The sequence below is a fragment of the Bacillus sp. CR71 genome, from assembly GCF_003429245.1.
Lineage (GTDB): Bacteria > Bacillota > Bacilli > Bacillales > Bacillaceae_G > Bacillus_A > Bacillus_A thuringiensis_S.
This window is the reverse complement of sequence record NZ_CP031748.1, coordinates 4,257,691-4,282,962: the sequence shown is the minus strand read 5'-3', so window position 1 is coordinate 4,282,962 and position 25,272 is coordinate 4,257,691. Positions and strand designations below refer to the sequence as shown.

Genomic DNA, 25,272 nt, shown 5'->3' with positions numbered 1-25,272 from the left:
TGGTTATGGAATTGAATACAGCGATTGCCTTTATATTAATTTTCGGTGCACTCGTATTTTTCCATGAGCTAGGACATCTATATTTCGCAAAAAGAGCAGGTATTTTATGCCGCGAGTTTGCGATTGGTTTTGGTCCGAAAATATTCTCATTTGAAAAGAATGAAACGGTGTATACGATTCGATTACTGCCCCTTGGTGGCTATGTAAGAATGGCTGGCGAGGATGCGGACACAGTTGAGTTAAAGCCTGGGAAAAAGGTTGGCCTTGTATTAAATGAAAAAGACGAAGTTGTGAAATTAGTTTTTGATGGATATGAAAAGTATCCAAATGTTCGTGTCATTGAAGTCGAACAAGCTGATTTGGAGCACAATCTAACAATTTCGGGCTATGAGGAGTACGAGGAAGAGCTTCAAACGTTCCGAGTGAATGAAAAAGCTCGTATTATTACTGCGGGGGAAGAAATTCAAATTGCTCCGTATAATAGACAATTTGGTTCAAAAAAATTAGGGCAACGCGCTTTAACGATCTTTGCGGGTCCTGCAATGAACTTCATTTTAGCATTTGTTATTTTTGTGATTCTTGGATTTGTACAAGGGGTTCCTATTGACAAACCAATGGTCGGAAAAGTGATGGATAATAGTGCAGCACAGCAAGCTGGATTGAAAGAGAATGATACAATTCAAGCGATTGATGGAAAAAACACAAGTACATGGAAAGATGTTGTTGACATTGTACGTGAAAATCCGGATAAAGAAATTACGTTACAAGTAAAGCGTGATAATGAACAGTTTAATGTGAAAGTAACGCCAACACTCGATAAAGAAGGAAAAGACGAAGTTGGTAGAATTGGTGTTTATTCCCCTGTAGAGAAAACAGTAATGGGTTCTATTAAATCAGGATTTGAACAAACATACCAATGGACGAAACTAATTTTTGAATCTCTTGTGAAATTAGTAACTGGTCAATTTTCTATTAATGAGTTGTCAGGTCCAGTAGGAATTTATAATCTAACAGATCAAGTTGTAGATTATGGATTTACGCGTGTACTAAGTTTAGCGGCAGTTTTAAGTATTAATCTTGGTTTATTCAATTTATTACCAGTTCCTGCTTTAGACGGTGGCCGTTTATTCTTCTTCTTAATTGAGGCGTTACGAGGAAAACCAATTGACCGTCAAAAAGAAGGAATGGTTCACTTTATTGGTTTTGCATTATTAATGTTATTAATGTTAGTTGTAACATGGAATGACATTCGTAAGTTTTTCTTGTAAAATAGAATGAAACTTATAATGAAATAGAGCCCGTAGAATAAAATCCCTCACCTAATTCGAGGTGAGGGGTTTTACTGCGTGTAAGAGTAAAATGAAGAGGTGCAAATAAATGAAACAAAGTATGGTATTCAGTCCTACATTACGTGAAGTTCCAGCTGATGCTGAAATTAAGAGTCATCAATTATTACTTCGCGCAGGTTTTATGCGTCAAAATGCTTCTGGTATTTATAGTTTTCTACCATTTGGGTTAAAAGTATTACACAAAGTAGAACGTATCGTTCGAGAAGAAATGGAGCGCGCAGGAGCTGTGGAATTATTGATGCCAGCTATGCAAGCTGCAGAATTATGGCAAGAATCAGGTCGTTGGTATTCTTACGGATCTGAATTAATGCGTATGAAAGATCGTAACGCTCGTGAGTTTGCTTTAGGAGCGACGCATGAAGAAGTAATTACTGATCTTGTACGTGATGAAATAAAATCATATAAAAAATTACCGTTAACATTATATCAAATTCAAACGAAATTCCGCGATGAACAAAGACCTCGTTTCGGTTTATTACGTGGAAGAGAGTTTTTAATGAAAGATGCATACTCTTTCCATGCTACACAAGAGAGCTTAGATGAAGTATACGATCGCTTATACAAAGCATATTCTAACATTTTTGCTCGTTGTGGTTTGAACTTCCGTGCAGTTATTGCTGATTCTGGAGCAATGGGCGGAAAAGATACACATGAATTCATGGTATTATCTGATGTTGGTGAAGATACAATTGCATACTCTGATACATCTGATTATGCAGCGAACATTGAAATGGCTCCTGTTGTAGCTACGTATACGAAGAGTGACGAAGCGGAAATGGCACTTGAAAAGGTTGCAACGCCAGATCAAAAAGCGATTGAAGAAGTATCTGCATTCTTAAACATTGAAGCTGACAAGTGTATTAAGTCTATGGTATTTAAAGTAGATGAGAAATTAGTAGTTGTACTTGTTCGTGGTGATCACGAAGTAAACGATGTAAAAGTGAAAAATGTATACGGCGCTTCAGTTGTTGAGCTTGCTTCTCATGAGGAAGTAAAAGAATTATTAAATTGTGAAGTTGGTTCATTAGGACCGATTGGTGTAACAGGTGATATCGAAATTATCGCTGACCATGCTGTAGCATCAATTGTCAACGGATGTTCAGGAGCGAACGAAGAAGGATTCCATTATGTAAATGTAAATCCAGAACGTGACTTTAAAGTAAGTCAGTATACAGATTTACGCTTTATTCAAGAAGGAGACCAATCTCCAGACGGAAACGGAACAATTCTTTTTGCACGTGGAATTGAAGTTGGTCATGTATTCAAATTAGGAACTCGTTATAGTGAAGCAATGAACGCAACATTCCTAGATGAAAATGGGAAAACACAACCACTTATTATGGGTTGTTACGGTATCGGTGTATCTCGTACAGTGGCAGCAATTGCAGAGCAGTTTAATGATGAGAACGGCTTAGTTTGGCCGAAAGCTGTAGCACCGTTCCATGTGCATGTAATTCCAGTAAATATGAAATCTGATGCACAACGTGAAATGGGTGAAAACATCTACAACTCATTACAAGAAAAAGGCTATGAAGTGTTATTAGACGATCGTGCAGAACGTGCAGGTGTTAAATTTGCAGATGCAGATTTATTCGGCCTTCCAGTTCGTGTTACAGTTGGTAAAAAAGCAGACGAAGGTATTGTAGAAGTGAAAGTACGTGCTACAGGTGAGTCTGAAGAAGTAAAAGTAGAAGAACTTCAAACATATATTGCAAATATTTTAAAATAAGAAGAGGTACCTCGTAATGGGGTACCTTCTCTTTCTTTGTAAACGTATTTTGTAAAAGAAGAAGTGAGAAATCTTTCTTTGTAGTACGTTTCAATTTATAATAGCAAATGGAAGGAGAGTGCTTATGTCTTTAACAAATGAACAACAAGAGCGATTTCAAATTTTGCTCCAGCAGTTGCAAATACCAGACGACCTTATAAATCAATATTTACAAGGCGGTGGTATTGAAAGGCTCGTTATTGATAAAGCGAATAAAAGTTGGCATTTTGATTTACAAGTGCCACGTATTTTGCCTACAGAATTATATGAATTGCTAGAAACAAAGCTTAAGCAATCATTTTCTCATATTGCAAGAACAACATTTGCATTAGAAACAGAGAATAAACAATTTACAGAAGAAGAAGTGAGGGCGTATTGGCCGCTTTGTACGGAACGAATTACATTTTCACCTATGTTTGCTTACTTAAAGAAACAGCTTCCGCAGGTGAATGGAGTGAAGTTGCTAATAAATGTGAATAATGAGCTGGAGTCTACTGCTTTAAAGAAAAACGTTGCGAAACCAGTAGGGGATCAATACGAAGCTTTTGGATTTCCACGTTTCCAGTTAGACACACATATACAGCAAAATGCAGAAGAAATGCAAAAGTTTCGTGAGCAAACGCAGCAAGAAGACCGCGAGCGTGTTATACAAGCTATGGAAGAAATGGCGAAGAAGCAAGCTGAAGAAAGTAGCGTTGTGTATGAAGGACCGATTACACTCGGGTATCTTATTAAGCCAGATGAAGAGATTACACCGATGCGAGAAATTCAAGATGAAGAAAGAAGAAAAACGGTTCAAGGATATGTCTTCCATGTAGAGACAAAAGAGCTTCGTAGTGGACGTACGTTATTAACTTTAAAAATAACGGATTATACGGATTCTATTATGATCAAAATGTTCTCGCGTGACAAAGAAGATATTCCAATGCTGCAATCCTTGAAAAAAGGAATGTGGGTGAAAGCCCGTGGTTCAGTTCAAAACGATACATTTGTTCGAGATTTAGTAATGATTGCGAATGATATTAATGAAATAACAGGTCCGTCTCGTAAAGATAAAGCGCCAGAAGGCGAAAAGCGTGTAGAACTTCATCTTCACACTCCCATGAGCCAAATGGATGCTGTTACTCCTGTTTCTAGGCTTGTTGCCCAAGCTGGTAAATGGGGACATGAAGCTATTGCGGTTACAGACCATGCTGTGGCTCAGTCGTTCCCGGAGGCATATTCTGCGGGGAAAAAGGCTGGAGTTAAAGTTATATACGGTGTAGAAGCGAATTTAGTTAATGATGGTGTACCGATAGCGTATAACGAAGCGCATCGTTTACTTGCGGAGGAAACGTATGTTGTTTTCGACGTTGAGACGACAGGTTTATCAGCTGTATACGATACAGTCATTGAGTTGGCTGCCGTAAAAGTAAAGGGTGGCGAAATCATTGATCGTTTTGAATCTTTTGCAAACCCACATCAACCATTATCAGCGACGATTATTGAATTAACAGGTATTACAGATGATATGTTAACTGATGCACCAGAAGTGGACGAAGTGTTTAAAAAGTTTGAGGAATGGATGGGTGACCATACCCTTGTTGCCCATAACGCAAGCTTCGATATGGGATTTATTAACGTAGGTTTTAAAAAGGCTGGGTTAGAAAAAACGAATAACCCTGTTATTGATACGTTAGAACTTGCACGATTCTTATTCCCAGAAATGAAAAATCACCGATTAAATACGATGTGTAAAAAACTTGATATTGAATTAACGCAACATCACCGTGCGATTTATGATACAGAAGCGACGGGATATTTACTTGTGAAAATGTTGAAAGACGTAATTGAAAAGGGATTTGAATATCACGATCAATTAAATGATAGTATGGGGCAAGGGGATGCGTATAAGCGTGGCCGTCCAAGCCATCTGACGTTACTTGCCACATCAGATGTTGGATTGAAAAATTTATATAAACTTGTTTCATATTCTCACCTTAATTACTTTTACCGTGTACCACGAGTACCGAGGTCACTATTAAAAAAATATCGTGAAGGAATTTTAGTAGGAACGGCTTGTGATAAAGGTGAAGTGTTTGAGGCAATGATGCAAAAAGCTCCTGAAGAGGTAGAAGAAATTGCACAGTTTTATGATTACATTGAAGTAATGCCTCCAGAGGTGTTGCGTCATTTAGTAGAGCGTGAACTCGTTCGAGATGAGGGACAATTAAAAACAATTATCTCTAACTTAGTAAAACTAGGCGAGACGTTAGATAAACCAGTTGTTGCTACAGGGAACGTGCATTACTTAGATCCAGAAGATGCAATGTATCGTAAAATTTTAGTCAGTTCGCAGGGCGGAGCCAATCCGTTAAATCGACATTCATTACCGCCAGTACATTTCCGTACAACTGATGAAATGCTAGAGTGTTTTTCATTTTTAGGTGAAGACAAAGCGAAAGAAGTTGTTGTGACGAATACACAAAAGGTTGCGTCATTAATTGGTGATGTTCGTCCAGTAAAAGATGATCTATATACACCGAAAATTGAGGGTGCCGATGATGAAACACGTGATATGAGTTATAAAATGGCACGCAGTATATATGGTGAAGAACTACCAGAAATTGTAGAGGCTCGTTTAGAAAAAGAATTGAAAAGTATTATTGGACATGGATTTGCCGTTATCTATTTAATCTCACATAAGCTTGTGAAAAAATCGTTAGTCGACGGATATCTAGTAGGTTCGCGTGGTTCGGTAGGTTCATCGTTCGTTGCAACGATGATGGAAATTACAGAAGTAAACCCATTACCACCACACTATGTCTGTCCAAAGTGCAAGCAATCTGAATTCTTTAATGATGGTTCCGTAGGCTCTGGTTTCGACTTACCAGATAAAGATTGTCCGACATGTAATGTGGCATATGTGAAAGATGGACATGATATTCCATTCGAAACGTTCCTTGGATTTAAAGGAGATAAGGTACCCGATATCGATTTGAACTTCTCCGGGGAATACCAACCACGTGCCCATAACTATACGAAAGTACTGTTCGGTGAAGACTATGTATACCGTGCTGGAACGATTGGTACAGTTGCGGAAAAAACCGCTTATGGATATGTAAAAGGTTATGCAAATGATCACAATTTAACAATTCGAAATGCAGAGATTGATCGCTTAGTAGCGGGATGTACAGGGGTAAAACGTACAACTGGACAGCATCCAGGTGGTATTATCGTTGTGCCAGATTACATGGATATCTTTGATTTTTCACCAATACAGTTTCCTGCTGATTCAATTGGTGCTGAGTGGAGAACAACGCATTTTGACTTCCACTCGATTCATGATAATTTATTGAAACTTGATATACTAGGACACGATGATCCGACCGTTATTCGTATGTTACAAGATCTAAGTGGTATTGATCCGAAAACAATCCCAACGGATGATCCAGAAGTAATGAAAATTTTCTCTGGTCCAGAAACGTTAGGGGTAACGGAAGAACAAATTAACTGTAAAACAGGTACACTTGGTATCCCGGAATTCGGTACGAAGTTCGTAAGACAGATGTTAGAAGAGACAAAACCAACGACATTTTCAGAATTGGTCCAAATTTCTGGGCTGTCACATGGTACTGACGTATGGCTTGGTAATGCAAATGAGTTAATTTATAACGGTACATGTACGCTGAGTGAAGTTATCGGTTGTCGTGATGACATCATGGTATATTTAATCTATCAAGGTTTAGATCCATCATTAGCCTTCAAAATCATGGAGTCGGTTCGTAAAGGTAAAGGTGTACCAGAAGAATGGGAAGATGACATGAAAGGTAATAATGTGCCAGGTTGGTATATTGATTCATGTAAGAAGATTAAATACATGTTCCCTAAAGCCCATGCGGCTGCTTACGTACTTATGGCTGTGCGTATCGCATACTTTAAAGTACATTTTGCACTTTTATTCTATGCGGCATATTTTACAGTCCGTGCAGATGATTTTGATGTAGAGGCGATGGCGAAAGGTTCAGCATCCATACGTGTAAAAATTGATGAAATTGCTCAAAAAGGATTGGATGCAGCGCCGAAAGAGAAGAGTTTATTAACAGTACTAGAAATGACACTGGAAATGTGTGAGCGTGGATATTCATTCCAAAAGGTCGATTTATACCGCTCGCATGCAACTGAGTTTATTATTGATGGGGATACTTTAATTCCTCCATTTAATGCAGTGCCTGGTCTTGGTACGAACGCAGCCTTAAGTATTGTGGAAGCGCGCAAAAATGGAGACTTCTTATCAAAAGAAGACTTACAGCAGCGAAGTAAGGTTTCGAAAACAATTATTGAGTATTTAGATAGCCAAGGTTGTTTAGGAGATTTGCCAGATCAAAACCAATTATCACTGTTCTAATAGGTAGGAAAAGTCTTTGCAAATCAATATTTGCTATGGTATACTATAAACCGAGATAACCATGTCATGTATATTTTGTGAAAAAGAGAGTGGGGAAACCCACTCTTTCGTGTTACTATCTACATTTTATTCATGTAGATAGTAAAGACATTTCTGTCGTATATACATATTTTGTTACAAGTTTTACTTCTTAAATTTGGTAATACTAAGACAGATATTCCCTGCTTAACGGCAGGGGCTTTTGTTAGCTAACGAGAAAGAATAAGATAGACCGTCTTTGTGAACGGGATCTTTTCTTGTAAATGGTACATGGCGGCAGGAAGGAGGCTGTTTATGGATAAGAAAGTCACAGAAGTTGTAGAAGCATTTGCGCAGCCAATCGTTGAAGAGTTAAATCTTGAACTTGTAGATGTAGAGTATGTGAAAGAAGGACAAGACTGGTTCTTACGCGTATTCATCGATTCTGAAAAGGGAGTCGACATTGAAGAATGCGGTGCGGTAAGTGAACGTTTAAGCGAAGCTTTAGATAAAGAGGATCCAATTCCTCACCTTTACTTTTTGGATGTATCATCTCCTGGAGCAGAACGCCCATTAAAGAAAGAGAAAGACTTCCAGCAAGCGGTAGGAAAACAAGTGGCAATTAAAACATATGAGCCAATTGATGGCGAAAAGATGTTTGAAGGAAAGTTACTTTCCTACGACGGTACTACAATTACACTACTATTAACAATTAAAACACGTAAAAAAGAAATCCAAATTCCAATGGATAAAGTTGCAAATGCGCGACTTGCTGTTACGTTTTAGTAAGAAGGGGGATCTTCATGAGCACTGAGTTGTTAGATGCTTTGCTCGTATTAGAGTCAGAAAAAGGTATTAGTAAAGATATTATTATTGATGCGATTGAAGCAGCATTAATCTCTGCTTATAAACGCAATTTTAACCAAGCACAAAACGTTCGTGTGAGCTTTAACCCAGAAGTGGGAACAATTCAAGTTTTAGCACGTAAGGACGTTGTTGATAATGTGTTTGATCCACGTCTTGAAATCTCTGTAGAAGAGGCAAGACAAATTAATCCAAACTACCAAGATGGCGACGTACTAGAAATTGAAGTAACGCCAAAAGATTTTGGTCGTATTGCAGCGCAAACTGCAAAACAAGTTGTAACACAACGAGTTCGTGAAGCAGAACGTGGTGTTATTTACTCAGAATTTAGTGATCGTGAAGAAGACATTATGGTTGGTATTGTACAACGCCAAGATGCTCGTTTCATCTACGTAAGCTTAGGCAAAGTAGAAGCTTTATTACCTGTAAGTGAGCAAATGCCAAATGAGCAATATAAGCCACATGATCGTATTCGCGTATTTATTACAAAAGTAGAAAAGACAACAAAAGGACCACAAATTTACGTATCACGTACACATCCTGGTCTTTTAAAACGTTTATTCGAAATGGAAGTTCCAGAAATTTATGATGGAACTGTAGAAATTCGCTCTGTAGCGCGCGAAGCAGGAGATCGTTCTAAAATCTCTGTGCATGCAGAAAACATTGATGTTGATCCAGTTGGTTCTTGCGTAGGACCGAAAGGACAACGTGTACAACGTGTTGTAGATGAACTAAAAGGTGAAAAGATTGACATCGTTCGCTGGTCAAATGACCCAGTTGAATATGTTGCAAATGCTTTAAGCCCATCACAAGTTGTTAAAGTACTTGTAGATGAAGATGAAAAAGCAACAACTGTTGTTGTTCCAGACCACCAGCTATCGTTAGCTATCGGTAAGCGTGGACAAAATGCACGTCTTGCAGCTAAATTAACAGGCTGGAAAATTGATATTAAAAGTGAGTCTGATGCGAAACAACTTGGAATTGTTACAGAAGAAGATAGCGTAATCGCATTCGGATTCGATTCAGTTGAAGACGAAATCGAATAGAGGTGATGAGTATGAGCAATCGAAAAGTTCCGTTACGAAAATGTATTGCGACGCAAGAGATGAAATCAAAACGAGAGCTGGTTCGCATTGTTCGTTCCAAAGAGGGCGAAGTGTCTATTGATTTATCTGGAAAAAAATCAGGACGAGGTGCATATTTGTCAAAAGATAAAGAATGCATTATACAAGCCCAAAAGAAAAACATTTTGGAACATCATCTAAAAGCGAAAATCGACAGTTCTCTGTACGAAGAGCTTCTTGAGCTTGTTGAGAAGGAGTCGAAATAAGTGTCCGATTGGAAATCGTTTTTAGGACTAGCAAATCGCGCTCGAAAAATCATTTCGGGTGAAGAACTCGTTTTAAAAGAAGTACGAAGTGGTAAAGCAAAGCTCGTATTGCTTTCTGAAGATGCGTCAGCGAACACTACTAAACGTATCACTGATAAAACGACGTACTACAACGTACCAATGAAAAAAGTCGAAAATCGACAACAATTAGGGCATGCGATTGGGAGAGACGAGCGAGTCGTTGTAGCTGTGTTAGATGAAGGCTTTGCGAAAAAGCTACGTAGCATGCTCGATACAAATTACCGGGGGTGAAGGTATGAGTAAAATTCGAGTACATGAATATGCAAAAAAAAATAATATCTCAAGTAAAGATCTTATGACAAAACTTAAAGAGATGAATATCGAGGTTTCGAATCATATGACAATGTTAGAAGACGAAGTAGTAAATAAATTAGATAATGAATATAACACTGGAGCGGAAAAACCTTCTGTTGCAGATGAGTTTGAAGTAGAAGAGAAAGTTGTTCGCAGTAAAAAGAACAGCAATAAGAAAAAGAAAAAAGGCAAAGGAAATGAAGACAAACGTCAAGATAACTTTGCTGGAAGACAACAAACACAAATAGTAGAAACACCAGATAAAATTACTTTCTCTGGAAGCCTTACAGTAGGTGAACTTGCTAAAAAGTTAAGCAAAGAGCCATCTGAAATTATTAAAAAGCTCTTCATGCTAGGAATTATGGCGACAATTAACCAAGATTTAGATAAAGATACAATTGAGTTAATCGCTACTGATTACGGTATTGAAGTAGAAGAAGAAATAGTGGTAAGTGAAACTGAGTTTGAAACATTCATGGATGAGCAAGATGATGAAGAAAACTTAAAAGAGCGTCCAGCTGTTGTTACGATTATGGGACACGTTGACCATGGTAAAACAACATTACTTGACTCTATTCGTAATTCAAAAGTAACTGCTGGCGAAGCTGGTGGAATTACTCAGCATATTGGTGCATACCAAGTTGAAGTAAATGATAAGAAAATTACATTCTTAGATACGCCTGGTCACGCGGCATTTACAACAATGCGTGCTCGTGGTGCGCAAGTAACTGATATTACAATCCTTGTTGTTGCAGCTGATGACGGTGTTATGCCACAAACAGTTGAAGCGATTAGCCATGCAAAAGCAGCTGGAGTACCAATTATTGTTGCTGTGAATAAAATGGATAAACCAGCGGCGAATCCTGATCGTGTAATGCAAGAATTAACAGAATATGAATTAGTTCCAGAAGCTTGGGGCGGAGACACAATTTTCGTACCAATTTCTGCAATTCAAGGCGAAGGCATTGACAACTTGCTAGAGATGATTCTTCTTGTAAGTGAAGTAGAAGAATATAAAGCAAACCCAAATCGTTATGCAACGGGTACTGTAATTGAAGCACAGCTTGATAAAGGTAAAGGAACTATCGCGACATTATTAGTTCAAAACGGTACGCTTCGAGTTGGAGATCCAATTGTTGTTGGAACTTCATTCGGACGTGTTCGTGCAATGGTAAGTGATATTGGTCGTCGTGTAAAAGTTGCTGGTCCATCAACTCCTGTTGAAATTACAGGTTTAAATGAAGTACCACAGGCTGGAGATCGTTTCATGGCATTCGCTGATGAGAAGAAAGCTCGTCAAATCGGTGAATCACGTGCACAAGAAGCGTTAGTTGCACAACGTGGTGAGAAATCTAAATTAAGCCTTGAAGATTTATTCCAACAAATCCAAGAGAGCGATGTAAAAGAAATCAACTTAATCGTAAAAGCAGACGTACAAGGTTCTGTTGAAGCGATGGCAGCATCACTTCGTAAAATTGATGTTGAAGGCGTAAAAGTTAAAATCATTCACACTGGTGTAGGTGCGATTACAGAATCTGATATTATTTTAGCTTCTGCATCTAATGCAATTGTAATTGGATTTAACGTACGTCCGGATGTGAACGCGAAGCGTACAGCTGAATTAGAGAACGTTGATGTTCGCTTACACCGCATTATCTACAAAGTAATCGAAGAAATTGAATTAGCAATGCAAGGTATGCTTGATCCAGAATTCGAAGAAAAAGTAATCGGTCAAGCGGAAGTTCGTCAAACATTCAAGGTAACAAAAGTTGGAACAATTGCAGGTTGTTACGTAATTGACGGTAAAATTACACGCGATAGTGGCGTTCGTATTATCCGCGATGGTATAGTAATTTTCGAAGGACAACTTGATACGTTAAAACGTTTCAAAGACGACGTAAAAGAAGTTGCACAAAACTATGAGTGTGGTATTACAATTGAGAGATATAATGACCTTAAAGAAGGGGACATCATTGAAGCATACGTTATGGAAGAAGTGAAGCGATGATTGTCGCTTCACTCTCATTCGAGTGTATGATTTACGATGTACATTCTTTAAAAGAGAAACGGGCAATTTTGCAACGAGTGCTAACTCGTGTGAAACAGCGCTATAATGTAGCTGTTTCTGAAGTTGGGCATCAAGATGTATGGCAACGTACAGAAATTGCGATTGTTTCCGTATCCTCAAATCGTGTTATCTGTGAAAAAGAAATGAATCGTGTACTGGAGTACATCGATTCATTTCCTGAAATTGAACGTACGATAACACAATTGGAATGGTATTGAATGAGGTGAAGAGTTATGAAATTACGTGCAAACCGTGTAGGCGAGCAAATGAAAAAAGAATTAGGCGACATCATTAGTCGTAAAATTAAAGACCCACGTATCGGATTTGTTACAGTAACAGATGTACAAGTGAGTGGTGATTTACAAATTGCCAAAGTATATATTTCTGTTTTAGGTGACGAAGAACAGAAAGAAAATACGTTAAAAGGTTTAGCGAAGGCAAAAGGCTTTATTCGTTCAGAAATTGGCCAACGTATTCGTCTTCGTAAAACACCGGAAATTACCTTTGAGTTTGATGAGTCTATCGGATATGGTCATCGAATTGATACACTTTTACATGAAATTAATAAAGACGGTAAACGTGAAGAATAATGGATAGACATTTGTCTATCCATTTTTTCAATGCAAAATAAGTTTTGGATATTTACTACGAAAGAATTATGATGAGGTGAACATATATGGAAGGTGTAGTATTATTACATAAGCCAAAAGGCATGACATCACATGATTGTGTATTTAAATTAAGAAAGGTATTGAGAGAAAAGAGAATTGGTCATACGGGAACATTAGACCCAGATGTAACAGGAGTATTACCAATTTGCGTCGGAAGAGCAACAAAAATTGCACAATTTTTAACAAGTGAAACGAAAACATATGAAGGTGAAGTAACATTAGGATTTTCAACGACAACTGAAGATGCTTCTGGTGAGGTTGTTGAAACGAAAAATATAGATCGTGCTATTACTCGTAAGGAAATAGAAAAAGTTCTTGCTGAATTAACAGGCACGATTGAACAAATGCCACCAATGTTCTCGGCTGTAAAAGTAAACGGGAAAAAATTATACGAATATGCAAGAGCAGGACAAGAGGTGGAACGTCCAGTTCGTACAATTACGATTCATGAGTTCGTATTACTTGATGATCGTGAAGTTTTTGAAGGAGAAAATATTTCATTCCGTTTCCGTGTAACGTGTAGTAAAGGAACATATGTAAGAACGTTAGCGGTAATGATTGGGGAGAAACTTGGTTTCCCATCACATATGTCTCACCTTGTAAGAACGGCATCTGGTGAATTTTTATTAGAAGATTGCATATCATTTGAAGAAATTGAAGAAAACGTGCAAAATGGAACAGTAGAGTCTATCTTCATTTCAATTGATGAAGCATTAAGTAAGTTTCCAAAAATGGTTGTAGATGAAAAGCAAGCAGAGAAAATTAAGAATGGTATGTTCTTAAAGAATGAATTAGAAATAACGGCACCATTTATTACAGTGTTTGATAAAAATGATCGTTGCTTAGCAATTTATGAACATCATCCGAAACATCCTGGCATGTTAAAGCCGATGAAAGTACTTGTGAATAATCAAGAACTAAAGCTATAATGAATTATTGGAAGGATTATTACAGAAAAAGGTGAATTCAAGCGTGAAACTTATTCATTTAACTCATCCACATGAACAAAATAAATTAGAATTACCACCTACTGTAATGGCATTAGGATTTTTTGATGGCATTCATTTAGGACATCAATGTGTAATTCGAACTGCGAAAAAAATAGCGGACGACAGAGGATATAAAAGTGCAGTTATGACATTTCATCCCCACCCATCTGTTGTTTTAGGGAAAAAGGATGCGCATGTGGAGTATATTACACCAATGCGTGATAAAGAAAAAATAGTCGAAAGCTTAGGAATCGATATATTATATGTGATTAAATTTGATGAATCATTTGCAGGGTTATTACCGCAACAATTTGTAGATGATTATATTATTGGTTTAAATGTAAAGCATGTAGTAGCAGGGTTTGATTATTCATATGGACGTTTAGGAAAAGGAAAGATGGAGACTTTACCATTTCATGCAAGAGGGGAGTTTACACAGACTGTGATTGAAAAAGTTGAATTTCAAGAAGAGAAAGTAAGTTCTACAGCATTACGAAAGTTAATTCGAAATGGCGAAATGGAACAAATTCCATCTATTTTAGGTAGAGCCTATACTGTAGCGGGAACAGTTATACACGGCGACAAACGTGGACGCCAAATTGGTTTTCCAACAGCTAATGTAGGTTTAAGTGATGAGTATTTATTGCCACCTGTAGGTGTTTATGCAGTGAGATTAAAAGTTCACGATGAATGGTACGATGGTGTATGTAATATTGGATATAAACCGACTTTTAAAGAAGATGAGCGTCAATTATCAATTGAAGTGCACTTATTTGAATTTAACAAAGATATATACGACCAAAATGTTACAGTAGAGTGGCATATGCGTATAAGAGAAGAGAAGAAATTCAATGGCATTGATGAGTTAGTTGAACAAATCGCAAAAGATAAGAAAACAGCACAAGAATATTTTGCGAGCGAAAAGAATATACTTGCTTTTTCAAATGAAAAGTAGTATTCTATGTTATGTACTTTATGACAACCATTGCTTGGCATTGCGACTCACCGACGCTTGCTAGGTAATTGGGGGTTTAATTAATAGGAGGTGAAATAGGATGGCTTTAACACAAGAGCGTAAAAACGAAATCATTGCACAATTTAGAACTCATGAGACTGATACTGGTTCTCCAGAGGTTCAAATTGCTGTCCTAACGGAGCAAATTAACACTCTAAACGAGCACTTACGTACTCACAAGAAAGATCATCATTCACGTCGTGGTCTATTAAAGATGGTTGGTAAACGTCGTAACTTACTAACTTACCTTCGTAATAGCGATATCACACGTTACCGTGAATTAATCACAAAGCTTGGCTTACGTCGATAGTCAAAGAAGCGGGAATATTCCCGCTTTTTTGTTAGGTAAAAATATATCTTCTACGCTTTATAGCTTACTTAATTTTAGGCAATACTAGAGGTAGAATATTGTGATATACTATCCATTTACATAGAAGAATTGAATACTTTAAATTGAGAGGGGTACTTAAATGAGTCAAGAAAAGCAAGTCTTCTCGATAGATTTAGCTGGTCGCCAGCTAACAGTTGAAACTGGTCAGCTTGCCAAACAAGCGAACGGAGCAGTATTAGTAAGATATGGCGATACAGCGGTTCTATCTACAGCAACTGCATCAAAAGAAGCTAAAAATGTAGATTTTTTCCCACTTACAGTAAACTATGAAGAGCGTTTATATGCAGTCGGAAAAATTCCTGGCGGTTTTATTAAGCGTGAAGGTCGTCCAAGTGAAAAAGCAATTTTGGCAAGTCGTTTAATCGACCGTCCAATTCGTCCGCTATTCGCAGATGGTTTCCGTAACGAAGTGCAAGTTGTCAGCATTGTAATGAGTGTTGATCAAGATTGTTCTTCTGAAATGGCAGCTATGCTTGGTTCTTCATTAGCGTTATCGATTTCAGATATTCCATTTGAAGGTCCAATCGCTGGTGCGACAGTTGGTCGTATTAATGGCGAATTCGTTATTAATCCAACAGTAGAACAGCAAGAACAAAGTGATATCCACTTAGTTGTAGCTGGTACGAAAGATGCGATTAACATGGTTGAAGCAGGAGCAGATCAAGTGCCTGAAGAAACAATGTTAGAAGCAATTATGTTTGGTCATGACGAAATTAAACGTTTAATTGCATTCCAAGAAGAGATTGTACAAGCTGTAGGTAAAGAGAAATCAGAAGTGAAACTTTATGAAGTTGACGCTGATCTTAATCAAGCTGTACGTGAAATGGCTGAGAAGGATATGCATTCTGCAATTCAAGTACATGAGAAACATGCACGTGAAGATGCAATTAACGAAGTGAAAAAGCGTGTAATTGAGCATTACGAAGCTGAAGAAGCTGACGCTGATACATTAGGACAAGTAAATGAGATTTTATATAAAATTGTAAAAGAAGAAGTACGTCGTCTTATTACAGTTGAAAAAATTCGCCCAGATGGCCGTAAAGGTGACGAAATCCGTCCTTTAGCATCAGAGGTTGGTATTTTATCTCGTACACACGGTTCTGGTTTATTCACACGTGGACAAACACAAGCATTAAGTATTTGTACATTAGGTGCATTAGGCGATGTGCAAATTTTAGATGGTCTTGGTGTAGAAGAATCAAAACGCTTTATGCACCATTACAATTTCCCATCATTTAGTGTTGGTGAAACAAGACCGATGCGTGGACCAGGTCGTCGTGAAATTGGTCACGGGGCACTAGGAGAGCGCGCACTTGAGCCTGTAATTCCATCTGAAAAAGATTTCCCATACACAGTACGCCTTGTATCTGAAGTATTAGAATCAAATGGTTCTACTTCACAAGCAAGTATTTGTGGTAGTACTTTAGCAATGATGGATGCGGGTGTTCCACTTAAAGCTCCAGTTGCAGGTATTGCAATGGGTCTGGTTAAATCTGGTGAGCATTACACAATTTTATCTGATATTCAAGGTATGGAAGATCATTTAGGTGATATGGACTTTAAAGTAGCAGGTACAGCACAAGGTGTAACTGCACTGCAAATGGACATTAAAATCGATGGTTTATCACGTGAGATTTTAGAAGAGGCATTACAACAAGCGAAAATTGGTCGTGTGCACATTCTAAATCATATGTTATCTGTTATTGCAGAGCCACGTACTGAATTATCAGCTTACGCTCCAAAGATTATTACAATGACAATTAACCCAGATAAAATCCGTGACGTTATTGGACCAAGCGGTAAACAAATCAATAAAATTATTGAAGAAACTGGTGTTAAAATTGACATCGAGCAAGATGGTACAGTATTCATTTCATCAATAAATCAAGAAATGAACGACAAAGCTAAGAAGATTATCGAAGATATCGTTCGCGAAGTACAAGTAGGTGAGATCTACGAAGGAAAAGTGAAACGTGTTGAGAAATTCGGTGCTTTCGTTGAATTATTCAGCGGTAAAGATGGATTAGTTCATATTTCTGAACTTGCACTTGAGCGTGTAGGTAAAGTAGAAGACGTTGTGAAAATCGGTGATGTAATTACAGTTAAAGTTATCGAGATTGACAAGCAAGGTCGCGTAAATCTATCTAGAAAAGTATTGCTAAAAGAAGAGCAAGAAAAAGAAGCTGCTAAAGAAGAAGACAAACAAGAGCAGCAATAAGTAAAAGCCAGTTAAACTGGCTTTTTTTGTTATGTAAAAAACATGATGTTCATATATTTTTATGTCGGTATAGGTATAGTTTTCATTATAACGCTCAAATTAACAAAGATAAGAAGAAAATGTTTTTATATAGTTAATTTGGGAGGGTTTATATGAAAGTTCGTATATTGGCATACATATGTATATTTTCTTTATATGTCAGTTTAGGCTCTTATTCTGTTTTTGCACAAGATAACTTGCATGAAGAAATTCAAAAGCATGCAAAACAGTATGAGATTGCACCTCAAAATGCGATGATTGATAAAATATGGAAGGCAACACCTGGATATAATGGAAGACAAGTGGATATTGAAGCATCGTATAATAATATGAAGAAGCTAAAGGAATTTGATCAAAAATATCTTGAATTCAAAGAAGTCTCACCGAGTGTTCATTTGGAAGATTTATCACCAGCTCCAATTTATAGAGGGCATCCAAATAAAAAGATGGTAGGATTAACAATAAATGTGGCATGGGGAAATGAGTATTTGCCTCGCATATTAGAAATCTTGAAAAAGCATGATGTGAAGGCCACTTTCTTTTTAGAAGGACGTTGGGTGAAAGAAAATTTGCGGTTTGCAAAAATGATTGTCGATGCAAAACAAGAAGTTGGAAATCACTCATACACACACCCTAATATGAAAACGTTATCCTCAGATGAAATACGAGATCAGTTACAAAAAACAAATCGAATGATAGAAGTAGCAACGAATCAAAAAGTAAGATGGTTTGCCCCGCCGAGTGGAAGCTTTCGAGATGAAGTCGTAAAGATTGCAGATGATTTTCAAATGGGAACGATTATGTGGACTGTAGATACGATTGATTGGCAGCGACCTGAGCCAGATGTACTATTGCAGAGAGTAATGAGAAAAATACATCCAGGTGCTATCATATTAATGCATCCTACTTCGTCTACAGCAGAGGCTTTAGATATAATGATTACAAAATTGAAGGAACAAGGATATAAAGTGGGGAATATAACTGAATTACTGGATGAAAAACGTGTGGATTAAATACATTTGCATGACATTCATCCTTAAACTTGTTATCATTAAATAATAGCGTTTTATTTAGAGAAACTGGCAGTAGGAGGAAAGTTTTTGATTAAAAAATATACTTGTAAAAATGGTGTAAGAATAGTTATGGAGAATATACCAACTGTAAGATCGGTTGCAATTGGTATTTGGATCCATGCGGGATCAAGAAATGAAAATGAAAAAAATAATGGGATTTCTCACTTTTTAGAGCATATGTTCTTTAAAGGGACAGAGACACGTAGTGCACGAGAGATTGCAGAATCATTTGATAGCATTGGTGGTCAAGTGAATGCATTTACTTCAAAAGAATATACTTGTTACTATGCAAAAGTATTAGATGAGCATGCTAAATATGCTTTAGATGTTTTAGCAGATATGTTCTTTAATTCAACATTTGATGAGGAAGAACTGAAAAAAGAGAAGAATGTCGTATGTGAAGAAATTAAAATGTACGAAGATGCGCCAGATGATATTGTGCATGATATGTTAACGAAAGCAACATATGAAACGCATCCACTTGGATATCCTATTTTAGGAACAGAAGAAACGCTTAATACGTTTACAGGTGATACGTTACGTCAATATATAAAAGATCATTACACACCTGAAAATGTAGTTGTATCAGTTGCAGGAAATATTGATGAAGCATTTTTACAAACAGTGGAGCAATATTTCGGTAGTTATGAAGGAACAACAAACCGTGAACAAGTACATAGCCCAATTTTCCATTTTAATAAGGTAGCCCGTAAAAAGGAAACGGAACAAGCTCATTTATGTCTAGGATATAAAGGTTTACAAATGGGACACGAAGATATTTATAACTTAATTGTATTAAATAATGTTTTAGGCGGTAGCATGAGTAGCCGTTTATTCCAAGAAGTACGTGAGCAACGTGGATTAGCTTACTCGGTATTTTCTTACCACTCTTCTTATGAAGATACAGGTATGTTAACACTTTACGGTGGAACAGGTAGCCAACAATTAGATACACTGTATGAAACAATGCAAGAAACATTAGAGACATTGAAAAATACAGGTATTACAGAAAAAGAGCTTATGAATAGTAAAGAGCAATTAAAAGGAAACTTAATGTTAAGTTTAGAAAGTACAAATAGCCGTATGAGCCGTAACGGTAAAAATGAATTGCTTCTTCGTAAACATCGTTCACTTGATGAGATTATTGAAAGTGTAAACACTGTAACAAAAGAAAATGTGGACGGATTAATTCGCAACATGTTTACTGATGAATTCTCTGCGGCACTTATTAGTCCAGATGGAAAACTTCCAAAAGGAATAAAACTATAATCGATTTTTATGATGTATCTGATAATAACCTTCTCTCTTTTTAAATGAGAGAAGGTTATTTTTTTTATACATATAGAATAGGTACTAATTATAGACAATGCAAATGAAAAATTCAGTAGTGGGAGTGGAGTATGTATGCGATTAAGTGAATTAAGTGGTAAAGAGGTTGTAGATATAGAAAAAGCGGAAAAAATGGGAGTCTTAGGTTATATGGATTTAGAGATTAATGAGAAAGACGGACAAATACAAACACTTATAATACCTGTAGGGAAGTGGGGAGGTTTTAAAAAGGAACCACAAGAAGTAAGGGTGGCATGGAGTCAAATAAAGAAAGTCGGACATGATATGCTTCTTTGTGATAGTATAGATCGTTCAAATTCGGAGTGAAGGATGGCCATTTTGGTCATCTTTTTTTGTATCTACATAGAAACCTGATAAATCATATGTGCATTTGGATTTTCAATCACCATAAACTCGTACATTACATATGATGTGGAGGAAAAAGAAAAAGTAGGCACTTTTCTTATAAATGACAGAAAAAGAAGGTGAATTAGGGAATGTTGACTGAGATGCATATTGCTGTCATAGGAGGAGATGCAAGGCAGCTAGAAGTAATTCGTAAGCTAGTTGAATTGGATGCGAAACTTTCTTTGATAGGGTTTGATCAGTTAGATCATGGTTTCACAGGGGCAGCAAAAGAAAGTATACAAAATTTAGATTTCACTTCTGTAGACGCAATTATTTTGCCGGTTGCAGGTACAAATGCTAAAGGAGAAGTAGATACTATTTTTTCAAATGAAAAAGTTTCAATAACGAAAGAACAAATTGAAAATACACCAGAACACTTTACTATATATTCGGGTATTGGTACACCTTACTTGGAAAATCTCGTATCTACTACGAACCGAAAACTTGTTAAATTATTTGATCGTGATGATGTGGCAATATACAATTCTATTCCAACTGTAGAAGGTACATTAATGATGGTAATTCAACATACCGACTATACAATTCATGGGTCCAATGTAATGGTTCTAGGATTTGGTAGAACAGGAATGAGTGTTGCGAGAGCATTTCAATCATTAGGAGCCCATGTCAAAGTTGGAGCAAGACGATCTGAACATATTGCACGTATTACAGAAATGATGTTTTCTCCTTTTCATATGCAAGACATAGAGAAAGAAGTAGGAAATATCGATATTGTAATCAATACAATTCCGCACCTCGTTGTAACAGCGAATGTTATTGCAAAAATGCCAGCTCATACGTTAGTGATTGATTTAGCTTCTAAACCAGGCGGTACTGACTTTAGATATGCGGAAAAAAGAGGAGTCAAAGCGTTGCTAGCACCTGGATTACCAGGTATTGTTGCTCCCAAAACGGCTGGGCAAATTTTAGCAAATGTTCTTTCTCAGTTATTAGCAGCAGATGCAATTGCAAAGGAGGAGGAAAAGAAATGAGTTTGAAGGGGAAACGAATTGGTTTCGGATTTACGGGTTCACATTGTACGTATGAGGAAGTTATGCCGCACTTAGAAAAATTAATTGCTGAAGGGGCAGAAGTACGTCCCGTTGTTTCATACACTGTTCAATCAACAAATACTAGATTTGGAGAAGGAGCAGAGTGGATTAAGAAAATTGAAGAAATAACAGGTTTTAAAGCAATTAATTCAATTGTTGGAGCAGAGCCACTTGGACCTAAAATTCCATTAGACTGCATGGTAATCGCTCCTTTAACAGGAAATTCTATGAGTAAATTTGCAAATGCAATGACAGACTCTCCAGTACTAATGGCAGCAAAAGCGACGTTAAGAAATGGCAAGCCTGTCGTATTGGCGGTTTCGACGAATGATGCATTAGGATTAAATGGGGTAAATCTCATGCGCCTAATGGCAACAAAAAACATCTACTTCGTTCCATTCGGTCAAGATGCACCAGAGAAAAAACCCAACTCAATGGTAGCTCGCATGGAGCTGCTGGAAGACACAGTATTAGAAGCACTGCAAGGAAAGCAATTGCAACCGGTGGTCGTAGAAAAATTCAGATATATGAATTAAAAAACGAAAAAAAACGGACAATTTTTGATGAAACCATCATTCTTACTGTAGAATATGATAAAATTAACGTTATTAAGATTAGAAGGGGTATTGTATACTCCTTCTGATTCTAAGTTATAGAAGGATTGGTATCTAGAAAGGGGCATAGTGATGGAAAAGCAAAAAACTTTTCATGTCGCTGTAGTTGGAGCAACCGGCGCAGTTGGTGAACAAATGTTAAATACTTTAGAGAAACGAGAATTTCCGATTGGGAAGTTAACGTTACTTTCATCTAAACGATCTGCAGGTAAGAAACTTGTATTTAAAGGCGAAGAATTTACAGTTCAAGAGGCAACTCCTGAAAGCTTTGAAGGAGTAGATATCGCACTATTTAGTGCTGGTGGATCTGTATCGAAACAATTAGCGCCAGAAGCAGCAAAACGCGGTGCGATTGTTGTTGATAATACAAGTGCATTCCGTATGACAGAAAACGTGCCACTTGTTGTACCTGAAGTAAATGAAAATGACTTAAAAGAACATAATGGCATTATTGCAAATCCAAACTGTTCTACAATTCAAATGGTAGTAGCTCTTGAGCCAGTTCGTCAGCAATATGGTTTAAAACGAGTAATCGTTTCCACATATCAAGCTGTATCAGGTGCTGGTGCGGCAGCTATTGAAGAACTTCATGAACAATCACAAGCAATCTTAAATGGCGAAGAAGTTAAGGCAAATGTTCTTCCTGTATCAGGTGATAAGAAGCATTTCCCAATTGCTTTTAATGCGATTCCACAGATTGATAAGTTCCAAGATAATGGATTTACATTTGAAGAAATGAAAATGATTAACGAAACGAAAAAAATTATGCATATGCCTGAATTAGAAGTAGCGGCAACATGTGTACGTTTACCAGTTGTATCAGGACACTCTGAGTCTGTTTACATCGAAGTAGAAAAAGAAGGCGTAACAGTAGCAGAATTAAAGAGCTTACTTGCAAATGCGGAAGGTATTGTTCTGCAAGATAATCCAGAAGAGCAGTTATATCCAATGCCAGCTACTGCAGTAGGTAAAAACGAAGTATTCGTTGGAAGAATCCGTAAAGATTTAAATAACGATAAAGGATTCCATCTTTGGGTCGTATCTGATAACTTATTAAAAGGCGCTGCATGGAATTCTGTTCAAATTGCAGAGCGCTTAGTAAAATTACAATTAGTGTAAACGGCTAAGAGAAGGTGCAAAATATGAAAATAATTGTTCAAAAATTTGGTGGCACATCAGTACGTGATGACAATGGACGTAAGCATGCGCTTCATCATATAAAAAAATCATTAGCTGCTGGTTATAAAGTAGTTACTGTCGTATCTGCTATGGGTCGTAAAGGTGAACCATATGCAACGGATACGTTATTAAGTCTTGTAAATCAAGAGGAATCTACTATTTCTAAACGTGAGCAAGATTTATTATTATCGTGCGGAGAGTTAATCTCTGCAATTGTTTTCTCTAATATGTTGAATGAGAACGGTATAAAAGCAGCAGCATTAAATGGTGCACAAGCTGGTTTTGTAACGAATGATGACTTTACGAATGCAAAGATTATTGAAATGAATTGCGATCGTATACATGAAGAGTTAGAAAATGTAGATGTAATCGTCGTTACAGGATTCCAAGGGCAAACGAAAAAAGGTGATACGACAACACTTGGACGCGGAGGTAGCGATACTTCAGCTTCAGCATTAGGTGTTGCGCTTCATGCTGAATACATCGATATATTCACTGATGTAGAAGGTGTTATGACTGCGGATCCTCGTATTGTAAAAGATGCACGTCATCTTCAAACTGTAACGTATAACGAAATTTGTAACATGGCTTATCAAGGTGCGAAAGTCGTTCATCCACGTGCAGTTGAAATTGCGATGCATGCAAAAGTACCGCTTCGTGTACGTTCTACGTATTCTGAGAGTGAAGGTACGCTTATTTCAGCATATGACGGTGCTACAAGAGGTCGTGATGTAGAAGAACGTCCTGTTACAGGTATTGCCCACGTATCAAACGTAACGCAAATTAAAGTGCTTGCAAAAGAAACGGCATATGATTTGCAGCAACATGTGTTTAAAGAAATGGCGAACGAAGGAATCAGTGTCGATTTAATTAACATTTCACCTACTGGCGTAGCATATACGGTGAGTGATAATGTATCAAGTCATGCAGTTAAATTATTAAAGAACCTTGGATATGAGCCAATTGTGACAGAGCATTGTGCGAAAGTATCTATCGTTGGAGCTGGAATGGCAGGATACCCAGGGGTTACTGCGAAAATCGTTACAGCTTTAGCAGAAAAAGGTATTCAAATTCTGCAATCGGCAGATAGTCATACAACAATTTGGGTTCTTGTAAAAGAAACTGATTTAGTGGAGGCTGTAAATGCATTACATAGTGCGTTTGAGCTTTCAAAAGAAAAGCAACTGGAACAATAAGGAGTGAGACCATGATAGATTTTGGGACAATTGCAACTGCGATGGTAACACCGTTTGATATAAACGGTAATATCGATTTTGCGAAGACAACGAAATTGGTAAATTATTTAATTGATAACGGTACAACAGCAATCGTGGTAGGAGGAACGACAGGCGAATCTCCTACATTAACTTCAGAAGAGAAAGTAGCGTTATATCGCCATGTCGTATCTGTTGTCGATAAAAGAGTGCCCGTAATCGCTGGAACAGGTAGCAATAATACGCATGCTTCTATTGACTTAACTAAAAAGGCAACAGAAGTTGGTGTGGATGCAGTAATGCTAGTAGCACCGTATTATAACAAACCGAGTCAAGAAGGAATGTATCAGCATTTTAAAGCAATTGCTGAAAGCACGCCGCTTCCGGTTATGCTATATAACGTTCCAGGACGATCTATTGTACAAATCTCCGTTGATACAGTTGTTCGTTTATCAGAAATAGAAAACATTGTTGCTATTAAAGATGCCGGCGGCGATGTGTTAACAATGACAGAAATCATTGAAAAAACAGCGGACGACTTTGCGGTATACAGCGGTGATGACGGTTTAACGTTACCGGCTATGGCAGTTGGAGCGAAAGGTATCGTTTCGGTAGCATCTCATGTCATCGGAAACGAAATGCAAGAAATGATTACAGCATTTCAAGCAGGAGAGTTTAAGAAGGCGCAAAAATTACATCAATTACTTGTAAGAGTAACTGATTCGTTATTTATGGCGCCAAGTCCAACTCCAGTAAAAACAGCGTTACAAATGGTTGGATTAGATGTAGGTTCTGTACGTTTACCACTTCTTCCATTAACAGAAGAAGAAAGAGTAACGTTACAATCTGTAATGCAATCTATTCCTCGTTAATAAAAATGACCTAGTGTGGAACTAGGTCATTTTTTTATTGATATGAAAA

General features: G+C 37.3%; 22 protein-coding genes. All 22 read left to right on the top strand.

Translation table 11 applies throughout. The features are described from left to right. Nucleotides 1-11: 11 nt before the first annotated feature. The 22 genes from rseP (at nucleotide 12) to dapA (ending at nucleotide 25,223) form a co-directional block, all read left to right on the top strand. Nucleotides 12-1,268 (top strand): RIP metalloprotease RseP, encoded by a 1,257-nt coding sequence (rseP, locus tag DOS87_RS21315; protein ID WP_001090241.1) that lies wholly within the window; start codon nucleotides 12-14, stop codon nucleotides 1,266-1,268. Nucleotides 1,269-1,377: 109 nt separating this feature from the next. Next, nucleotides 1,378-3,078 carry a proline--tRNA ligase gene (locus DOS87_RS21310; protein WP_000814295.1) on the top strand — a complete coding sequence of 567 codons (1,701 nt, stop codon included), beginning with the start codon at nucleotides 1,378-1,380 and terminating at the stop codon, nucleotides 3,076-3,078. A 124-nt stretch (nucleotides 3,079-3,202) separates the two neighbouring features. Further along, the gene (locus tag DOS87_RS21305) at nucleotides 3,203-7,504 is read left to right on the top strand and encodes a PolC-type DNA polymerase III (RefSeq protein WP_000059996.1); all 4,302 of its coding nucleotides are present in this window, start codon (nucleotides 3,203-3,205) and stop codon (nucleotides 7,502-7,504) included. Nucleotides 7,505-7,837: 333 nt separating this feature from the next. Further along, nucleotides 7,838-8,308: a ribosome maturation factor RimP gene (gene rimP, locus DOS87_RS21300; RefSeq protein ID WP_000359095.1), complete on the top strand. Its 471-nt coding sequence runs from the start codon at nucleotides 7,838-7,840 to the stop codon at nucleotides 8,306-8,308. A 17-nt stretch (nucleotides 8,309-8,325) separates the two neighbouring features. Beyond that, complete coding sequence (nusA, locus tag DOS87_RS21295) at nucleotides 8,326-9,432, top strand: transcription termination factor NusA (RefSeq protein ID WP_000102598.1); 1,107 nt, start codon at nucleotides 8,326-8,328, stop codon at nucleotides 9,430-9,432. A gap of 11 nt (nucleotides 9,433-9,443) precedes the next feature. Then, nucleotides 9,444-9,716 (top strand): RNase P modulator RnpM, encoded by a 273-nt coding sequence (rnpM, locus tag DOS87_RS21290; protein WP_000071123.1) that lies wholly within the window; start codon nucleotides 9,444-9,446, stop codon nucleotides 9,714-9,716. Beyond that, on the top strand, nucleotides 9,717-10,028 hold the full coding sequence (locus DOS87_RS21285; protein WP_001286522.1) for a YlxQ family RNA-binding protein: 312 nt from the start codon (nucleotides 9,717-9,719) through the stop codon (nucleotides 10,026-10,028). Between the two features lie 4 nt (nucleotides 10,029-10,032). Next, nucleotides 10,033-12,099 (top strand): translation initiation factor IF-2, encoded by a 2,067-nt coding sequence (gene infB, locus DOS87_RS21280; protein WP_000036346.1) that lies wholly within the window; start codon nucleotides 10,033-10,035, stop codon nucleotides 12,097-12,099. After that, the gene (locus DOS87_RS21275) at nucleotides 12,096-12,377 is read left to right on the top strand and encodes a DUF503 domain-containing protein (protein WP_000634349.1); all 282 of its coding nucleotides are present in this window, start codon (nucleotides 12,096-12,098) and stop codon (nucleotides 12,375-12,377) included. The genes infB and DOS87_RS21275 overlap by 4 nt, the downstream gene beginning before the upstream one ends. A gap of 15 nt (nucleotides 12,378-12,392) precedes the next feature. Next, on the top strand, nucleotides 12,393-12,749 hold the full coding sequence (gene rbfA, locus DOS87_RS21270; RefSeq protein ID WP_000776437.1) for a 30S ribosome-binding factor RbfA: 357 nt from the start codon (nucleotides 12,393-12,395) through the stop codon (nucleotides 12,747-12,749). Between the two features lie 86 nt (nucleotides 12,750-12,835). Continuing rightward, the gene (gene truB / locus DOS87_RS21265; RefSeq protein ID WP_000399364.1) at nucleotides 12,836-13,759 is read left to right on the top strand and encodes a tRNA pseudouridine(55) synthase TruB; all 924 of its coding nucleotides are present in this window, start codon (nucleotides 12,836-12,838) and stop codon (nucleotides 13,757-13,759) included. Nucleotides 13,760-13,802: 43 nt separating this feature from the next. Then, entirely contained in the window at nucleotides 13,803-14,774 is a 972-nt protein-coding gene (ribF, locus tag DOS87_RS21260) for a bifunctional riboflavin kinase/FAD synthetase (protein ID WP_000766703.1), read from the top strand. A gap of 100 nt (nucleotides 14,775-14,874) precedes the next feature. After that, on the top strand, nucleotides 14,875-15,144 hold the full coding sequence (gene rpsO, locus DOS87_RS21255) for a 30S ribosomal protein S15 (RefSeq protein WP_001229392.1): 270 nt from the start codon (nucleotides 14,875-14,877) through the stop codon (nucleotides 15,142-15,144). Nucleotides 15,145-15,304: 160 nt separating this feature from the next. Further along, complete coding sequence (pnp, locus tag DOS87_RS21250) at nucleotides 15,305-17,443, top strand: polyribonucleotide nucleotidyltransferase (protein ID WP_000076744.1); 2,139 nt, start codon at nucleotides 15,305-15,307, stop codon at nucleotides 17,441-17,443. 152 nt (nucleotides 17,444-17,595) lie between these two features. Then, entirely contained in the window at nucleotides 17,596-18,495 is a 900-nt protein-coding gene (locus DOS87_RS21245) for a polysaccharide deacetylase family protein (RefSeq protein ID WP_000868223.1), read from the top strand. An 87-nt stretch (nucleotides 18,496-18,582) separates the two neighbouring features. Continuing rightward, nucleotides 18,583-19,824 carry a M16 family metallopeptidase gene (locus tag DOS87_RS21240; RefSeq protein ID WP_000593001.1) on the top strand — a complete coding sequence of 414 codons (1,242 nt, stop codon included), beginning with the start codon at nucleotides 18,583-18,585 and terminating at the stop codon, nucleotides 19,822-19,824. A gap of 135 nt (nucleotides 19,825-19,959) precedes the next feature. After that, nucleotides 19,960-20,211: a YlmC/YmxH family sporulation protein gene (locus tag DOS87_RS21235; RefSeq protein ID WP_001239759.1), complete on the top strand. Its 252-nt coding sequence runs from the start codon at nucleotides 19,960-19,962 to the stop codon at nucleotides 20,209-20,211. Nucleotides 20,212-20,381: 170 nt separating this feature from the next. Further along, on the top strand, nucleotides 20,382-21,284 hold the full coding sequence (gene dpaA / locus DOS87_RS21230; protein WP_000954735.1) for a dipicolinic acid synthetase subunit A: 903 nt from the start codon (nucleotides 20,382-20,384) through the stop codon (nucleotides 21,282-21,284). Further along, the gene (gene dpaB / locus DOS87_RS21225) at nucleotides 21,281-21,880 is read left to right on the top strand and encodes a dipicolinate synthase subunit B (RefSeq protein WP_000053596.1); all 600 of its coding nucleotides are present in this window, start codon (nucleotides 21,281-21,283) and stop codon (nucleotides 21,878-21,880) included. The genes dpaA and dpaB overlap by 4 nt, the downstream gene beginning before the upstream one ends. Before the next feature lie 150 nt (nucleotides 21,881-22,030). Next, nucleotides 22,031-23,077, top strand: coding sequence for an aspartate-semialdehyde dehydrogenase (asd, locus tag DOS87_RS21220; RefSeq protein ID WP_000414846.1), 1,047 nt, complete (start codon nucleotides 22,031-22,033; stop codon nucleotides 23,075-23,077). 23 nt (nucleotides 23,078-23,100) lie between these two features. After that, on the top strand, nucleotides 23,101-24,333 hold the full coding sequence (gene dapG / locus DOS87_RS21215; RefSeq protein ID WP_000692456.1) for an aspartate kinase: 1,233 nt from the start codon (nucleotides 23,101-23,103) through the stop codon (nucleotides 24,331-24,333). An 11-nt stretch (nucleotides 24,334-24,344) separates the two neighbouring features. After that, entirely contained in the window at nucleotides 24,345-25,223 is an 879-nt protein-coding gene (gene dapA / locus DOS87_RS21210) for a 4-hydroxy-tetrahydrodipicolinate synthase (protein WP_000564763.1), read from the top strand. Nucleotides 25,224-25,272 lie beyond the last annotated feature (49 nt).

Excerpts from the sequence above, each read along its gene's own strand:
- pnp (WP_000076744.1), top strand. The coding sequence starts at position 15,305 with ATGAGTCAAGAAAAGCAAGTCTTCTCGATAGATTTAGCTGGTCGCCAG.
- DOS87_RS21235 (WP_001239759.1), top strand. The coding sequence starts at position 19,960 with ATGCGATTAAGTGAATTAAGTGGTAAAGAGGTTGTAGATATAGAAAAA.
- DOS87_RS21245 (WP_000868223.1), top strand. The coding sequence starts at position 17,596 with ATGAAAGTTCGTATATTGGCATACATATGTATATTTTCTTTATATGTC.
- DOS87_RS21305 (WP_000059996.1), top strand. The coding sequence starts at position 3,203 with ATGTCTTTAACAAATGAACAACAAGAGCGATTTCAAATTTTGCTCCAG.
- DOS87_RS21275 (WP_000634349.1), top strand. The coding sequence starts at position 12,096 with ATGATTGTCGCTTCACTCTCATTCGAGTGTATGATTTACGATGTACAT.
- truB (WP_000399364.1), top strand. The coding sequence starts at position 12,836 with ATGGAAGGTGTAGTATTATTACATAAGCCAAAAGGCATGACATCACAT.
- dapG (WP_000692456.1), top strand. The coding sequence starts at position 23,101 with ATGAAAATAATTGTTCAAAAATTTGGTGGCACATCAGTACGTGATGAC.
- dapA (WP_000564763.1), top strand. The coding sequence starts at position 24,345 with ATGATAGATTTTGGGACAATTGCAACTGCGATGGTAACACCGTTTGAT.
- DOS87_RS21310 (WP_000814295.1), top strand. The coding sequence starts at position 1,378 with ATGAAACAAAGTATGGTATTCAGTCCTACATTACGTGAAGTTCCAGCT.
- dpaB (WP_000053596.1), top strand. The coding sequence starts at position 21,281 with ATGAGTTTGAAGGGGAAACGAATTGGTTTCGGATTTACGGGTTCACAT.
- asd (WP_000414846.1), top strand. The coding sequence starts at position 22,031 with ATGGAAAAGCAAAAAACTTTTCATGTCGCTGTAGTTGGAGCAACCGGC.
- rnpM (WP_000071123.1), top strand. The coding sequence starts at position 9,444 with ATGAGCAATCGAAAAGTTCCGTTACGAAAATGTATTGCGACGCAAGAG.
- rimP (WP_000359095.1), top strand. The coding sequence starts at position 7,838 with ATGGATAAGAAAGTCACAGAAGTTGTAGAAGCATTTGCGCAGCCAATC.
- rpsO (WP_001229392.1), top strand. The coding sequence starts at position 14,875 with ATGGCTTTAACACAAGAGCGTAAAAACGAAATCATTGCACAATTTAGA.
- nusA (WP_000102598.1), top strand. The coding sequence starts at position 8,326 with ATGAGCACTGAGTTGTTAGATGCTTTGCTCGTATTAGAGTCAGAAAAA.
- dpaA (WP_000954735.1), top strand. The coding sequence starts at position 20,382 with ATGTTGACTGAGATGCATATTGCTGTCATAGGAGGAGATGCAAGGCAG.
- rbfA (WP_000776437.1), top strand. The coding sequence starts at position 12,393 with ATGAAATTACGTGCAAACCGTGTAGGCGAGCAAATGAAAAAAGAATTA.
- infB (WP_000036346.1), top strand. The coding sequence starts at position 10,033 with ATGAGTAAAATTCGAGTACATGAATATGCAAAAAAAAATAATATCTCA.